At 40.7% G+C, this 16118-nt stretch carries 14 protein-coding genes; 4 read left to right on the forward strand and 10 right to left on the reverse strand.

Annotated features, from left to right (window positions below):
* The first annotated feature begins 31 nt into the window (after positions 1 to 31).
* From htpG to ACRRSQ_RS01500, 3 genes are all read left to right on the forward strand, one after another.
* Positions 32 to 1993, forward strand: a complete 1962-nt coding sequence (htpG, locus tag ACRRSQ_RS01490) for a molecular chaperone HtpG (RefSeq protein WP_440873912.1) — start codon at positions 32 to 34, stop codon at positions 1991 to 1993.
* A 169-nt stretch (positions 1994 to 2162) separates the two neighbouring features.
* Complete coding sequence (gene adk / locus ACRRSQ_RS01495; protein WP_440873913.1) at positions 2163 to 2807, forward strand: adenylate kinase; 645 nt, start codon at positions 2163 to 2165, stop codon at positions 2805 to 2807.
* 340 nt (positions 2808 to 3147) lie between these two features.
* Positions 3148 to 3552 carry an MAPEG family protein gene (locus ACRRSQ_RS01500; protein ID WP_440873914.1) on the forward strand — a complete coding sequence of 135 codons (405 nt, stop codon included), beginning with the start codon at positions 3148 to 3150 and terminating at the stop codon, positions 3550 to 3552.
* A 27-nt stretch (positions 3553 to 3579) separates the two neighbouring features.
* Here ACRRSQ_RS01500 and ACRRSQ_RS01505 read toward each other — a convergent pair whose 3' ends face one another.
* From ACRRSQ_RS01505 to hisF, 4 genes are all read right to left on the reverse strand, one after another.
* Positions 3580 to 4068, reverse strand: coding sequence for a GNAT family N-acetyltransferase (locus ACRRSQ_RS01505; protein WP_440873915.1), 489 nt, complete (start codon positions 4066 to 4068; stop codon positions 3580 to 3582).
* Positions 4069 to 4111: 43 nt separating this feature from the next.
* Entirely contained in the window at positions 4112 to 5008 is an 897-nt protein-coding gene (locus ACRRSQ_RS01510) for a hypothetical protein (RefSeq protein ID WP_440873916.1), read from the reverse strand.
* Between the two features lie 103 nt (positions 5009 to 5111).
* The gene (gene hisIE, locus ACRRSQ_RS01515; RefSeq protein ID WP_440873917.1) at positions 5112 to 5732 is read right to left on the reverse strand and encodes a bifunctional phosphoribosyl-AMP cyclohydrolase/phosphoribosyl-ATP diphosphatase HisIE; all 621 of its coding nucleotides are present in this window, start codon (positions 5730 to 5732) and stop codon (positions 5112 to 5114) included.
* The gene (gene hisF / locus ACRRSQ_RS01520; RefSeq protein ID WP_440873918.1) at positions 5726 to 6502 is read right to left on the reverse strand and encodes an imidazole glycerol phosphate synthase subunit HisF; all 777 of its coding nucleotides are present in this window, start codon (positions 6500 to 6502) and stop codon (positions 5726 to 5728) included. The genes hisIE and hisF overlap by 7 nt, the downstream gene beginning before the upstream one ends.
* A gap of 443 nt (positions 6503 to 6945) precedes the next feature.
* On the opposite strand from hisF, the gene ACRRSQ_RS01525 reads away from it, so the two are divergent.
* Positions 6946 to 9858 (forward strand): glycoside hydrolase family 2 protein, encoded by a 2913-nt coding sequence (locus ACRRSQ_RS01525; protein WP_440873919.1) that lies wholly within the window; start codon positions 6946 to 6948, stop codon positions 9856 to 9858.
* Positions 9859 to 10139: 281 nt separating this feature from the next.
* Here the strand turns inward: ACRRSQ_RS01525 and hisA are convergent, their stop codons facing one another.
* The 6 genes from hisA to hisG form a co-directional block, all read right to left on the reverse strand.
* Entirely contained in the window at positions 10140 to 10877 is a 738-nt protein-coding gene (hisA, locus tag ACRRSQ_RS01530) for a 1-(5-phosphoribosyl)-5-[(5-phosphoribosylamino)methylideneamino]imidazole-4-carboxamide isomerase (protein WP_440873920.1), read from the reverse strand.
* 167 nt (positions 10878 to 11044) lie between these two features.
* On the reverse strand, positions 11045 to 11668 hold the full coding sequence (gene hisH / locus ACRRSQ_RS01535; RefSeq protein WP_440873921.1) for an imidazole glycerol phosphate synthase subunit HisH: 624 nt from the start codon (positions 11666 to 11668) through the stop codon (positions 11045 to 11047).
* Positions 11668 to 12738, reverse strand: a complete 1071-nt coding sequence (gene hisB, locus ACRRSQ_RS01540; protein ID WP_440873922.1) for a bifunctional histidinol-phosphatase/imidazoleglycerol-phosphate dehydratase HisB — start codon at positions 12736 to 12738, stop codon at positions 11668 to 11670. The genes hisH and hisB overlap by 1 nt, the downstream gene beginning before the upstream one ends.
* Before the next feature lie 24 nt (positions 12739 to 12762).
* Complete coding sequence (gene hisC / locus ACRRSQ_RS01545) at positions 12763 to 13866, reverse strand: histidinol-phosphate transaminase (RefSeq protein ID WP_440873923.1); 1104 nt, start codon at positions 13864 to 13866, stop codon at positions 12763 to 12765.
* Positions 13867 to 13869: 3 nt separating this feature from the next.
* Positions 13870 to 15174 (reverse strand): histidinol dehydrogenase, encoded by a 1305-nt coding sequence (gene hisD / locus ACRRSQ_RS01550; protein WP_440873924.1) that lies wholly within the window; start codon positions 15172 to 15174, stop codon positions 13870 to 13872.
* A gap of 11 nt (positions 15175 to 15185) precedes the next feature.
* On the reverse strand, positions 15186 to 16085 hold the full coding sequence (hisG, locus tag ACRRSQ_RS01555) for an ATP phosphoribosyltransferase (RefSeq protein ID WP_440873925.1): 900 nt from the start codon (positions 16083 to 16085) through the stop codon (positions 15186 to 15188).
* Positions 16086 to 16118 lie beyond the last annotated feature (33 nt).

Below are 16118 nucleotides of genomic sequence, written 5' to 3' on the forward strand. Positions count from 1 at the left end.
AATTGTAAAATTCAGATAGGAGAAGTTTCAGATGTCTGAGACAGGTCAAAAAGAAGTTCATGGTTTTCAAACGGAAGTAAAACAATTACTTCAATTAATGATCCACTCACTTTACTCAAATAAAGAGATCTTTTTACGTGAGTTAGTATCAAACGCAGCTGATGCATCAGATAAATTACGTTTTAAAGCCCTACAAGATGCCAACCTTTACGAAGGTGATGGCGAGCTTCGTGTTCGTGTAAGTGCTGACAAAGAAAATAATACCGTGACCATTTCAGATAACGGTATTGGTATGACGCACGACCAAATCGTTGAGCATTTAGGAACGATTGCAAAGTCTGGCACAGCTGAATTTTTCTCACAATTATCAGGCGACCAAGCCTCTGATTCACAATTAATTGGTCAGTTCGGTGTTGGTTTTTACTCGGCATTTATTGTTGCTGATAAAGTAACGGTTCGCTCTCGCGCTGCTGGTGTTGACGCAGCTGACGGTGTTGAATGGGTAAGTGAAGGCGAAGGCGAATTCACTACCGCTAAAATTAACAAGTCAAACCGTGGTACCGATATTATTCTTCATTTAAAAGAAGATGAAAGCGAATTTGCTGATGATTGGCGCTTAAAGTCGATTGTTACTAAATACTCAGATCACATTTCTGTTTCGGTTGAAATGTTAACTGAAGCGGTACCTGCAGTTGAAGCGGTTGAAGAAGTAAAAGATGAAGAAGGCAACGTAACAGTACCAGCGGTTGAAGCACAGCCGGAAAAACCTGCCGAGTGGAATGCAGTAAACAAAGCCACAGCACTTTGGACTCGTGAAAAAGCTGACGTTTCAGAAGACGAATACAAAGAATTTTATAAGCATGTTTCACATGACTTTGGCGACCCACTTTTATGGGAACACAACCGCGTAGAAGGTAAAACAGAATATACGTCGCTGTTATACATTCCATCACGTGCGCCATTTGATTTACACAACCGTGAAAAACAACATGGCTTAAAATTATATGTGCAACGCGTTTTTATTATGGATGACGCTGAGCAGTTCATGCCAACGTACTTACGTTTTGTTAAAGGCTTATTAGACTCTAACGATTTACCACTAAACGTATCGCGTGAGATTTTACAAGACAGCAAAGTCACCCAAGCGATCCGCAAAGGTTGTACTAAGCGCGTTTTAAAAATGTTAGACAAATTAGGCAATAAAGACGCTGAAAAATATCAAACATTCTGGAATGAGTTTGGCCAAGTATTAAAAGAAGGTCCAGCTGAAGATGCTGCTAATAAAGAGCAAGTAGCGAAATTATTACGCTTTGCTTCAACTGAAGCTGATACTGCCGTGCAATCAGCATCACTGCCGCAATACATCGAGCGCATGAAAGAAGGCCAAGATAAAATTTATTATGTGGTAGCAGATAGCTTTGAAGCGGCGAAAAACAGCCCGCATTTAGAAGTATTCCGCAAAAAAGGCATTGAAGTATTATTACTTTCAGACCGTATCGATGAATGGCTAGTGAGCCACTTAACTGAGTTTGACGGTAAGCAATTGCAATCAGTCACTCGTGGCGGCCTAGATTTAGGCGACATGGAAGATGATGCCAGCAAAGAAGCGCAAGAAAAGCTTGAGCAAGAGTTTGACACAGTGGTTGCGCGTATTAAAACTGCGCTTGAAGGCAAGGTGAAAGACGTTAAATTATCACAACGTTTAACTGACTCGCCTGCGTGTATTGTTACTGACGAGCACGACATGAGCAGCCAAATGATGAAGTTAATGCAATCGGTTGGTCAAGAAGTGCCAGAGACGTTGCCAATTTTTGAAATTAACGCTGAACATGATTTAGTCAAACATGTTGCTGATGAGCAAGATGACGAGCAATTTAAACAGTGGACTGAAGTATTGTTTGAACAAGCGATGTTAGCAGAACGCGGTAGCTTGAAAGATCCGGCAAGTTTTGTTGCACGTTTAAACAAGTTGATGCTTAGTTTAACAAAATAGCACTGAGGCGGTTTTTTAACCTAGACTTTAGTATAAAAAAGGGGCTAAAACGCCCCTTTTTTGATCATTGTCTTGTATAGCTACTTGTGTGCTTACACATGAACTTGTATAGTGACGTCCTAAAATTCGTCATCGAAATTCTTTTAAATAATCATAGGGCGACATCAATATGCGCATTATTTTGTTAGGTGCACCAGGGGCTGGTAAAGGTACTCAAGCACAATTTTTAATGGCTAAATTTGGCATTCCACAAATTTCTACTGGCGACATGCTACGTGCTGCAATTAAAGCAGGCACTGAGCTTGGTAAAAAAGCGAAAGAAGTGATGGATGCTGGTCAATTAGTTTCAGATGAGTTGATCATCGGTTTAGTTAAAGAGCGCATTGCACAAGACGATTGCAAAGCTGGTTTTTTACTTGATGGTTTCCCTCGCACTATTCCTCAAGCTGACGCGATGAAAGCAAGTGGCGTGAATGTTGACAGTGTAATTGAATTCGACGTTCCAGATGAAGTGATTGTTGAACGTATGGGCGGCCGTCGTGTTCACCCTGCTTCAGGTCGTGTTTATCACATTGTTTATAATCCGCCGAAAGTAGAAGGTCAAGATGACGAAACAGGTGAAGAGTTAACGATTCGTCCTGACGATGAAGAAGCAACAGTACGTAAGCGTTTAGGTATTTACCATGAGCAAACTAAGCCATTGGTTGAATACTACCAAGCAGAAGCACAAAGCGGCAACTGCACATACTTAACGATTGACGGTACACAAGCGGTTGACGCAGTAAGTGCTATTTTAAGTGACAAGCTTGCTTAACTGATAAAGTTAATTGTTTGAACTACGTTTTTAAAGCCCGCAATTGCGGGCTTTTTATGTTCAGGAAGAACGGTATGCTGCGATGCCATGGATGGCAAAGAGCAGCGATGTTCAGGAAGAACGGTCAGGTTTTACGTTCCAGACAAAACCTAAGTACCTACATCCGTGTAGGCACAGGTTATTTGGTCCCGGCATAACCTAAGTACCTACATCCGTGTAGGCACAGGTTATATGTTCCCGGCATAACCAAGAAGAGAGACTTTTAAATTTATAGCTAAATGTCAGTAAAAAGCGCTAAGATAGAGGTGATTTGCTTCAATCTTCACTTTAAGGAAAAAGAATGCCCAACCTTGTTTTTACTGGAATATATGCAAGTTTATTAGGTTTACTCTTTATTTGGTTGTCTATTGCCGTTATTCGCTTACGATTTAAGTATAAAGTTGGCATTGGTGATGGTGGTCATGAAGACTTATCTAAAGCTATTCGAGTGCATGGTAATTTTGGCGAATATGTACCGATAACGTTATTTTTACTGTTAATATTTGAACTAAACCATGCTGATGCTATTTGGGTACATATTTTTGGTTGTATGTTATTAGCGGGGCGCGCACTCCATGCCTTTGGTTTAAATAAATCAATTGGTACCAGTTACCAACGCATAGCGGGTGTTATGCTAACTTTTAGCACCATTTTATTGTTATCGCTGGGAAATATCATGCTGCTGTTTGTGCAATATTATTATTAAACCCATTGAAGTTGCCACGATATACCGCTATTTGTCGTGGCTCTTGTTAGCATTTTTTTGATAAACCATGCCAATATGTGGAATGCCATCTTCTAAGTAACTTTCGCCAACGGAAACAAAACCATGTTGTTGATAAAATTTTTGCAGATGCTCTTGTGCAGAAATTTTTAATGCTTGTTGGTCAAACTGTTGTTGATAAACCTCTATGCCTTTAGCGATGAGTTGGTGACCTAAGGCTTTGCCTCGTGCTTTTTCCGAAGTAACCACACGGCCAATGCTCACGTATTCTTGGTAGGTTAACCCTTTGGGTAAAATCCGCAAGTAGGCAGCCACTTCGCCCTCGTCATATGCAAAAACATGAACGGTGTTTTCATGGGTATCATTATTGTCTAAGTCTTGATAAACACAATTTTGCTCAACGACGAATACTTCTAAACGCAACTTAATAACGTCGTGTAACTCTTTAGTGCTAAGTTGTTTGAAGGTTTTTACTTGCCAATCTAATGTTGTGGTCATATTTTTGTGAAAGCTCAGTCAATAATGGGGTAAATAGTTAATCTTAAGGGTTTAGCAGTTTAATGCTTGTTTGGTCGATAAAGAATCCGGCCTCAGTATAGGCTTTTTTGATAGCGCCCGTCTCTCTTAATTTCTTTAACCCTTTGTTAATTGCGACACTTGCCTGTTGACCTAGCGGATGCTTTTTACTGATAACAAAGTGACGACTATCTTTTAGCACTACGCCGATACCTTTAACCGGGACTAAATGAATTTTATCCATTATAAAAGACCTATCGTCACTAGAATGAAACGGCATTAATAAAAAATCAACCCATTGCATATTGACCATTCTCGCCATGCTTAACCATTCGTCTTCTCTATGTAGATCTTTTAATGGGAGTTGAGAGAGAGTTTGCCAGTCAGTGTGCCATTTGGGCGTAGAAACCGCGGTAAATTTACTTAGTTCACTTGTTTCTTTTATAGACAGAGCTGCTAGGTTCTTCGGGCTAGTATACAAGCCTGCAATATAATCACCGTTACGGATAACTTCGTCTGAAATATACAAGGCCTGCTCAAGTTTTTTAGCGTCGCTGCGCCAGTATGAGTCAAAGCTTATCAGTAGTTGACCATTTTCTAGCATTTTAGTATTTCTAAAATTAACTTTACCGGGGATGTATTTAAACGAATATTCAAAACCGCCTAGCTTAAGCGCTTGTTGTGCGATGACCATATCAACCACATCGCGGCGAATGTTTTTACCGGTAAAGCTTGTGATCTCAAGCACGTCTTGTTTGGCTACAAAGTCTTGGTAGTCATAGTAAACATCATCTCGGATATAAATAAGGACGGGGTTATTACTGTATACGGCACTTGCTTGAGCGTACAAAGGCAATTGCCCTAAAAGGCAAGAAATGAATATGGTTAACTGAGTTAATATGAGAATGCTAAGCTTCATCATTACCTCTGCTTTTAATGTTCACCGCTATAGTTAGTATGGAGTAAAAAGGCAAAAAAGACACCCGAAGGTGCCTTATGTTATCTACTGTTAGTGTTAACACAGACTATTTTTTATGACGCTGCTGCAGCACTTCCATCACTTCCGAAAGGGCAATGTTTTGATCTTTAAGTAAAACTAAGGTGTGATAAAACAAGTCAGCACATTCGCCTAAAAACTCTTCTTTGCTTTCAGCAAGGGCGGCGATAACCACCTCTACACCTTCTTCACCGACTTTTTGTGCCACTTTATTGGTGCCACGAGAAAGTAGTTTTGCGGTATAGCTTTCTTCAATGCTGTCGTTAGCTCGTTTATCAACAAAACGCTCTAAGTGGCTTAAAAAGTTTTGCTGGCTGAGCTGCTCTTCAGGAAAACATGAGTCGGTATTTAAATGACATGTTGGTCCATTAGGATTGGCAGCAATTAATAAGCAGTCTTGGTCGCAGTCAGCTAATACTTGTACCACATCTAAGGTATTATTTGAGCTTTCGCCTTTCATCCATAAACGCTGTTTTGAGCGGCTGAAAAAGGTCGCTTTACCCGTTTCTAAGGTTTTGCTTAACGCTTCTTGGTTCATAAAACCTTGCATTAATACCGCGCCCGTTGCCGCATCTTGAATAATGGCAGGAATTAGGTTGTCCATTTTTGCCCAAGCAAGATCTTGGCTATTTTCTAAAGTTACTAACATATTCTGATCTCAACTTGTTGATCGCGTAAATAGGCTTTTAATTCATCCATCGGGATCACGCCTTTATGGAAAACGCTGGCAGCGAGTGCGCCGTCAACATCTGCTTGTTGGTATACGTCTTTAAAGTGCTCAATTGCGCCTGCGCCACCTGACGCAATTAACGGGATATTACATACCGAACGAGCTTGTTTAAGCTGTTCAATATCATAACCTTGGCGAACACCGTCTTGGTTCATGCAGTTTAATACGATTTCACCAGCGCCTAATTGCTGCACATGTTTGATCCACTCAAACGTTGTCCAACTGGTTTTCTGGGTGCGGGTTTCATCGCCAGTAAATTGATACACTTGGTATTCGCCAGTTTCTTCATTAAAAAAACTGTCGATACCAACAACAACACATTGTTGGCCGAAGTGATCAGCAAGGCGAGAAATCAAACTTGGATCTTGTAAAGCAGGGGAGTTGATACTGATTTTATCTGCGCCCATCATTAAAATTTCTTGCGCGTCAGCTTCGCTTTTTATGCCGCCGGCGACACAAAAAGGAATATCAATAACTTCAGCAATTCTGCTGACCCAGCTTTTATCTACTACGCGACCGTCAGAGCTGGCAGTAATATCGTAAAAAACTAATTCGTCGGCACCTGCTTCGGCGTACTTTTGCGCCAGCGGGACAATATCACCAATAATTTCATGGTTGCGGAATTTTACACCCTTAACGACTTTTCCATCTCGAACATCTAAGCAAGGTATTATGCGTTTGGCTAACACTATGATTTTCTCTTTTTATATAACTATTTATTAAAGGTTCTCTAACTTTGTTATTTGTGATTTATTTTAAATTTGGCACAAAAGGTAAAGGGCTTTTGTTCATAATGATTAGAGATAATATTCGCGTAGTATATATTTAATTAGCACATTTTTGTATGTTTTTAATCTTATAATTAACAACATATTGAGCTATAAAAAATCACTTTATTTTGCTTATGCCTTCTCATTTTTGACCTTGTTATCTTTAAAATTAGTCTATAGCAGAGAGCAAAATGAAAGAACAGTAGAGCCAAAGCTTATATATTTTCCCTATATTCAGAAAATGCTAAACGTTTGACGCTATATATTTGATATTTATTAGTGATATTTAAATATATAAATCCCTATCTTTGCTTTATATTTAAATATTACTTTTTATATAAGATAAAATACGGAAAACTAAAATGATTAAGTATTTATTGAGTATTTGCCTTTTTTTGGTAACAAGCAGTGCCGCTAGTGCTACCTTAGAGGAAGGTTATCCAGTAACGGATAGAACAAAAGTCATATTAAAACAGGGGTGGAAATTTCATTTAGGCAATGAAAGTAAAGACTTTATTAATAAAATAGACGACAGCGACTGGCAAGAAGTTACGGTGCCTCACACTTTAAGCTTAACATCGTTGTCATTAAATGATGTGCGAGATAGTAAGGTACAAGAAACATTTCAACGCAATGTTGGCTGGTATCGTAATAAAATTAATGTCAGTTCAAATAGCAATAAAAAAGTATTTTTAGAATTTGAAGGGGCGCACCAAGTAACTGATTTATGGGTAAACGGACAACATATTGGCCAACATAGGGTGAGTGGCTATAGCCCTTTTATTTTCGATATTAGCCGTGCCGTTAACTATGGAAAATCAAATCAAATAACGTTACGTGTTGATAATACTACGCAACTAGACGTGCCTCCTGATCCTGGTCCATTCGATTTTATCAAGTTTGGTGGTTTATACCGAGATGTCTATTTAGTCGAAACCAATAAAGTACGGGTTAGCTTTAATATTGAAGCACTTAATGCCGGTATTACTATTACCACACCTTCAGTTGACCCAGTTAATTTAAATGCCACTGTGAATATAAAAACTGTGGTAAAGAATGAATTAAATATTGCGCAAGACGTTACCTTAATTAATCGTATTGTTGATCATACTGGTGCTGTAGTTGAACGATTAACCGAGCAAAAAACGATCGCAGCAAATAGCGATTATAGTTTTAATCAAATTGGTGGTATTGAAAATAATGCTAGGCTTTGGTCGGTTGATGATCCATATTTGTACAAAGTAAATACTGTCGTAATGGTTAATGGTAAGCCGGTTGATGTGGTCGATAATAATTTAGGTCTACGTACCTTTGAACTTGATCCTGAATTAGGATTTAAATTGAATGGGAAACCTATTGAAATTGTAGGTTTTAATCGTCACCAACATTATGGTTATATTGGTGATGCATTGCCAGACTCTTTACATGTTAAAGATATGCAACAATTTAAAAAAATGGGTTTCAATATGGTTCGTACCGCCCATTACCCACAAGATGACGCACTCATTGAAGCATGTGATAAGTTAGGTATTTTAGTTTATACCGAAGCGCCTACATGGACCGCTATGCCAAAAGAAAAAGCATGGTGGAATAATCTTGAGCAGTCAGCCCGGATTATGGTGCGCAATAATCGAAACAATCCGTCAGTTGTTATTTGGGGGGCGGGGATAAATCACCGTGGTTATGTGCCGCAAATGCAATATGCAATTAAACAAGAAGACCCAACACGGTTAACTGCGTCACAAAGCTCTCGTTGGACGGGGTGGCAAGCTAGTGGTTTAACTGATATTTACGCCAATATGCTTTATGGTCCGGGTGATTGGAAGCGTAATGAACCAATGTTTGCTATGGAAGGTTTTGGCGGTCCTGCGGTTGTTGCAGAATATAAACGCGATGCCAAAATACCGGGCATACTAACTTGGACAGCACATGCCTATTATACTTTTCATGATATTGGCAATTTAGAAGATAGAACTCGTTTAGGATACTTATCATCATTTAGATCGGTCAGAGATCCTCTGATTAACTGGTATCCTAGTGAACTACGCGACAGCACCTATTTACATGTAGATAGTGAATGGAAAGAAGGTATTGATGATTTTGTTGTATACAGTAATGTTCAAGAAATAGCGCTGGTTTTAAACGGACAATCATTAGGTAAGTTTAAACCTTCTAAGGCTCTACTTTACCAAGGTTTAGATCACCCGCCATTTGAAGTGCCTGTTCAATTTTATCAACCGGGTAAAATGGAGGTTATTGGTCTTATTGATGGAAAAGAAGTGGCTAAACAGACGGTTTATACGCCGGGTAAACCTCATTCAATTCGTCTACGTTTAGATAGCGCCGACCGTGAGTTTATTGCTGATGGTAATGATATTGTTGTTGGCTATGCAGAAATTATTGATAAAAATGGCATGTTAATTAAAGATGCTAATGTTGACGTGTCGTTTCGTGTCCGTGGCGATGCAACTATCATCGGCGATAACGCTGATATTGATGCTAATCCGGCAAAAGTACGTTTAGGCACCGCGCCAGTACTTATTCGTGCCGGTTACTCACCAGGCACCATAACGGTGAAAGCAACAGCCAAAGGTTTACGCGCTAGTAGTGTGAAAATAAAAAGTACTCAGTTTGAGTCAGACATGCTAAAAGCGAATGCTTATGCTATTCAGGATTATAAAACGTTGAAAGTTGATATTGGCTCAACTGAGCAGCTAGTTCAATTTGGTTGGACTGCATGGGAAGGCAATGATAACGAACCTTCTGAACAAACATTTAGTGCCTTTGGTGGCTTTTCTGCCAAACTAAATAATATTTCTAATGACGGTCTTTTACGTTGGTTAGGTGAAATGAATGTTATCGGTTTTAATGGTTATACCTACGGCGAAGGTGTTTTAGCTATAGATAAAAAAGGCTTGAAGTTGTCGTTTATCGATTTACCTAAAGGCAAATATACCTTAAAAACCTTTCACCACGCACCAAGAACAAATACTGACTCGATGGACCCAAATAAAGAGAAGCTTAAAACACTAAGTATTCATAAAATTCCGTACAGCCAGAAAATATATGCGCAAGTGCTTAAGCAAAAATCGGGTAAACGCGTGATTGACGTTAGCCAAGGAAAGTCATTACAGTGGAGCAAGCCTGGTCAAGGTTCGTTAAACTTTAGTTCAAACGGCAAAGACCCTATAAATATTGTCTTTTCACCACAGGGTACTTCAAAAGGCGTTTGGCTTAATGCATTTGAATTAACGTACGAAAAGAATATGTTTTAGTAAGATAGTCACCATATCTGACAGATTTTGTTCGGTAGGGCGATGCTTATTGCACAGCGACAGTTTATTAACTATCGCTGTGCATAACATACTTATTGATAGTTTTAGCAATAGATGGTTTTACTAATAGATTTTACTTACAGAGAATGTATATATAAAAATGTGAATTTACCAGTCTTGAAGGTACAGAGGTTAGCATTATAGCTTTGAAATAATTTAAAATATCTAAATACCATGTTGATGGTATTTAGATATACTCATGGCGTTACAGGATCTAAAGATTAACGCGTTGGCCAACAAGCTATTGCTTCTTCTAAAGTGAACTTCCCTTCAAGCAATGAACGACCTAAAATTACGCCGCTAACGCCCGTGCCAATTAAGGCTTTAATATCATCTAAGCTGCCAATGCCGCCTGATGCTTGCCACTCAATACTTGGGTATTTTTGACAAAGCTCAATGTATAAATCAACGTTGGTGCCGCTTAACGTGCCGTCTTTGGAAATGTCGGTACACAATACGTGCTTTAAGCCGACTTTAATGTAGTCATCGACTAAATCTTCAATGGTCACACCGCTGTCTTTTATCCAGCCGTGAGTCGGTAATTGCTTGTTGCCGTTTTCATCAATGCGCACATCTAAGGCTAATACGATTTTATCGCCGCCGTAAGTTTCAATCCATTGGCGAACCAGATGCGGCTCTTTAATCGCTAAGCTACCAATAACCACGCGATCAGCGCCAAGGGCTAATAATTCTTTAACGTCTTGTTCACTGCGAATACCGCCGCCGACTTGAATGGTCATGCTAGGGTGGTCAACCACAGTGCGTAATACACTTAATTGGCGTTTGGTATTATCTTTTGCGCCGTCTAAATCGACAAAGTGCATTACAGTGGCACCGGCATCAGCATAAACTTGCTGACGCTCTTTTGGCGTATATTGATATTGGGTTTTTTGTTGATAATCGCCTTGAAATAAGCGGACCACTTGACCATCAATAAGGTCAATTGCTGGGATCATCATAATTTTATGCTCTCTGTCTTTATTAGTTTAAGTGTCGCTATTTCGCGCTTTCTGAGTAACCAAGCGTATTTAAAAGTACTCTTTATGTTCATCAATTCCGTGCTTTCGCATTACGCTTTTATCAACGTAAGGCTTCAAATAGCTGGCATTTGAAGCTTTACGGGGATTTACATTTCAAGAAAGTTTTTAATAATTTTGCTGCCGGCAGCACCCGAACGCTCAGGGTGGAACTGACAACCGATAAAGTTATTTTTAACAATCGCGGCTGAAAATTCGCTGCCGTATTCACAAGTTGCTGCTGTGTGCTCACCGACAGGAACGGCAAAACTGTGAACAAAATAAAAATATTCACCCGCCTTAATTCCGGCAAATACTGGGTGGTCAATAACCGAGGTTAAGGTATTCCAACCCATGTGCGGTAAACGCAAGCCATCAGCTTGTAACGGTTTTACTTGTGTCGGTATTAAGTTTAAGCAATCGACAATTTCTAACTCGCCGCTAAAGTTGCCTTCGTGGGAGCTTTGCGTCATTAACTGCATGCCTAAACAAAAGCCTAATACCGGTTGCGTTAAGCCTTGAATAGTGGCGGTTAAGCCTTTTTTGTCAATGTTGGCCATGGCATGTTTGGCATTGCCAACACCGGGTAAAATCACTTTGTCGGCGGCTTTAATCAGCGCAATATCGTCAGTAATTTGGGCGGTAAAACCTAAACGCTGCACGGCAAATTGCACCGAAGATAAGTTGGCGCAGCCGGTATCAACAATAACAAATTTTTGATCTGTGCTAGCCACTACAAGGCTCCTTTCGAGCTAGGCAAGTCGTTACCTTTAACTAAAATAGCTTGGCCTAAGGCGCGACCAAAGACTTTAAATAGGCTTTCGACTTGGTGATGACAATTGCCTTTGCTCGTAGATAAGTGCAAGGTAATTAACATGCTATCCGCTAATGAGCGGAAAAAGTGCGAAACCATTTGTGTTGACATCGTACCAACCGTGCTGTCGGTAAATTCTGCGTCAAATTCAAGCCAAGGACGACCTGATAAGTCGATCGCACATTCAGCGCGACATTCATCCATCGGCAGTACAAAACCAAAACGGCCGATACCGCGTTTATCGCCAAGTGCTTCTTTTAATGCTTGACCAAGTGCAAGAGCGGTGTCTTCAACGCTGTGGTGATCATCAATGTGATAATCGCCAACCACTGAGCAATCAAGGCTAAAGCCGCCGTGTGTGGCGATTTGATCTAACATGTGATCAAAAAAGCCAAGGCCGGTATTGATTGAACTTTTGCCAGAAACGTCTAAATTCACACTCACTTTTATGTCGGTTTCTTTGGTGGTACGAACAACGGTGGCTTCGCGCGGCTGCTTTAATAACTGCGTTTCAATGTCGTCCCAGTTATTGCTTTCGCGGTTGTATTGAATTCCGACAATGCCCATGTTTTTTGCTAAGCCGATATCGGTCTCACGATCGCCAATCACATAAGAATTAGCAAAGTCAACGCGGCCTTGTTGCAAGTAATCGCTGACTAAACCAAGTTTTGGTTTGCGGCAATTGCAGTTGTCTTCATCAAAATGAGGACATAATAAAACGTCGTCAAATACCACACCTTGTGATGAGAAAATATCCATCATTTTATCGTGTGGTAAATCAAAGTCAGCTTGAGGGTAGCTGTCGGTACCTAAGCCGTCTTGGTTTGAAACCATTACTAGCTTGTAGCCCTTTGCTTGCAGCGCTAATAAAACCGGAATAACTTTCGGTTCAAATACTAACTTCTCTAAAGTATCAACTTGCTTGTCGGTGACTGGCTCTTCAATTAAGGTGCCGTCACGGTCGATAAATAAAATATTTTCTTGTGCCATGTTAGTTCTCAGTTACTGTTTTTATTAGCTATTGTTCGCATTAAAATAAAGTTTAATGGATTTTTTTAAGCTTTCTAATTCTTGCTCGCTGCCAATGCTTATGCGTAAACAGTTGGCTAATTGCTGCTGTTTTGATTGGTCACGAATTAAGATGTTGTGTTTCATCAGCAAGTTAAAAATTTCATCTTTTTTTGCTGTTTTAAATAAAACAAAGTTGGCATCGCTTGGGAATACGGTTTCACACCATGCTTGTGCTTTAAGCCAATCAATTAATGATTCACGCAAGCTGATGACATTGCTAACTTGTGCGTTCATTTTGGCTAAACCCGTTTGATTTAACGCTTGGCTAGCAATTTCGGCAACAGGTGCGGAAATAGGGTATGGGGCGATGACTTTGCTCATCATGGTGATAATCGCTTCACTCGCTAAGGTAAAACCGCAGCGAAGGCCAGCAAGGGCAAAGGCTTTAGAAAGGGTGCGCAGTACCACTAAATTGTCATAATCGCTTAACCATGAAGCAACCGATTTTTGCGCATCAAATTCAATATAGGCTTCATCAACTACCACGATTGCATCATCTTTAAATAGCTCAAGCGCTTGTTTAATTTGACCATGAGGCAATAAGTTACCTGTAGGGTTACCCGGTGAGCAAAGAAAAACAACTTTTGCTTTACCCACTTGCTCAGCTAAACCGTCAAGGTCAAGCTCGTTATTAATTAACGGCACTTTGGTAATGCCTGCGCCGTGATTTTCTGCGCTAATGGCGTACATACCATAGGTTGGCGGGCAAATAACAATGTTGTCTTGATACGGCGTACAAAAGGTTCTGATCAACAGCTCAATGCCTTCGTCAGCGCCGCGTGTTGCCAGTACTTGCTGTTTTGGCAACGCGCAATATTCGCTATAAGCATCGAGCAAATTATCAGGCTGAAAATCAGGATAACGATTAATGCAATCGCTACTCACTTTATATTCACCCGTGCCCGGTGCTTCATTGGCGTTTAACCAAATCTTTTCATTAAATGCGCCATTGCCTGCTTGCAGACGACGCGCCGATTGATACGGCACCATGTCGATAAGTTCAGTTCGGGCGAGTTTATTCACTAAGCTGTTCGTTGAATCTGTCATGGCTTAGCTTCCTTGTTCTAAACGAATCGTTACGGCGCGTTGGTGTGCATCTAGCCCTTCGGCGTCGGTTAATTCAATAATGCATTCACTTAAGCTTTGCAAACCTTCACGGGTTAATTCTTGCACGGTATAGCGGCGTGAAAAATCAGCTAACGATAAGCTACTGATCACCTTTGAATAGCCATATGTTGGCAATACGTGATTGGTGCCACTGGCGTAATCGCCGGCAGACTCAGGGGTGAATTTACCCACAAAAATAGAACCAGCATTACGTAGGTTTGCTAGCAGCTGCTGATTATTTTCTGTTTGAATAATTAAGTGCTCAGGGCCATACAGGTTTGATACAAGCGCTGCTTGTTGCATGTCTTCTACTAAAATCAAACGACTTTTTGCTAAGGCTTGTGCGGCAATTTCTTTGCGAGAAAGCACTGCTAATTGTGTTGCAAGTTCCTCATCAACTGCATCGATAACCGCTTGGCTGTCTGATAATAAAATTACTTGGCTATCGCTGCCATGTTCAGCTTGTGATAATAAATCAGCGGCAATAAAGCTCGGCTGGGCAGCACTGTCAGCAATCACTAACACTTCAGAAGGGCCCGCTGGCATATCAATAGTAAAGCCAGGCACTTGTTGTGATAACTGCGTTTTTGCTTCGGTAACATAGCTATTACCTGGGCCAAATACTTTATTAACCGCTCTAATACTTTCAGTACCCAAGGCTAAGGCTGCAACGGCTTGTGCGCCGCCGACTGCGTAAATTTCGTCTATTTGACATAAATCAGCAGCCGCTAAAATTTCAGCGGCTAACTCACCTTGTTTATTTGGCGGACACACCAAAACAGTGCGATCACAACCGGCGATTTTAGCCGGAACGCCCAGCATTAATACCGTTGATGGCAAAGGCGCACTGCCAGCAGGAATATATAAACCAACACTTTCTATCGCTTCAGTTTTTAAGGTGCAATTAACGCCAGGTAAGGTTTCAACGTGCACGTCTTTGGCAACTTGTGCCTCATGAAAACGTTTAATTTGCCCATAAGCGGTTTCAATCGCTTGCAAACGTTTACTTGATAATGAGGCTTTTGCTGCGGCAATTTGCTCAGCGCTAACTTGTAAACTGTCTAGCTTAACGCCATCAAATTTTGCGGTTAAATCAAGCAGGGCTTGGTCGCCATTTTCTTTAACTTGCGCAATAATTGCCGCAACCTGCGAAGATAAGCTGGCGCTATCAGCAATGGCAGGGCGCGCGAGTGCTGCTGTTTGCTCAGCTTGGTTTAACTCATTCCAAACAATTTTTTCTGTGGTCATGACGACTACCCTTAACCCATCATTTTTTCAATTGGCATTACAAGAATAGAGTTACAGCCTAGCGCTTTTAACTCTTCCATGGTTTCCCAGAAAAAGGTTTCTGTGGCAACTACGTGCACTGCTACAATATCGTCGCGGCCAGCAAGTGGTAAAATGGTCGGTGTTTCTTTGCCCGGCATTAATGCGCTGACTTGCTCAATTTTATCTTTTGGTGCGTGTAGCATGATGTATTTGCTTTCTTTGGCTTTCATCACACCTTGAATACGCGGTAAAAGTGTATCTAAAATTTCTTGTTTTTCTGCGCTTAATGGCGCTTCAGTTTGAATAAGTGATGCTTTCGAGCGGTAAATCACTTCAATTTCTTTTAAGCCGTTTGCCTCTAAGGTGGCACCGGTTGAAACAAGATCACAAATACCATCAGCTAAACCAACACGCGGCGCCACTTCAACAGAACCTTTTAATAAACAAAACTCAACGTTAATGTTGTTCGCTTCTGCCCAGCGCTTTAATAGTTGCGGGTAAGTGGTGGCAAAACGTAACCCGTTTAAACATTCAATACCGGTGTATTCAAATTCTTCAGGCATGGCTAATGAAAAGCGACAGCCACCAAAATTTAAGCCGGTGGTGCGTACATAACCTGAGGCAATACCCATTAATTCGCGCTCTAAGGCGGTTTCTTCTAAGGTGTTGTCGCCAACTATGCCTAAGTCACAGACACCGTCCATGACCAAACCTGGAATGTCGCTGCTACGTACGCGCATAATATCAATAGGCATGTTACTTACATGAGCAAGTAAACGTCGGTCTGATACGTTGAGTTTTAAACCACAACGCTTAAGAAGGGCTTGAGTGTCATCACTTAAACGACCTGATTTTTGCATTGCAATGCGAAGACGCGTTTCTGTTGTCATGTCCATTTCCTGTAAAATTTTTTGGTAAAGTTT

The sequence above is a fragment of the Thalassotalea sp. PLHSN55 genome (assembly GCF_052030545.1).
In the GTDB taxonomy this organism is placed as follows: Bacteria; Pseudomonadota; Gammaproteobacteria; order Enterobacterales; family Alteromonadaceae; genus CANMXU01.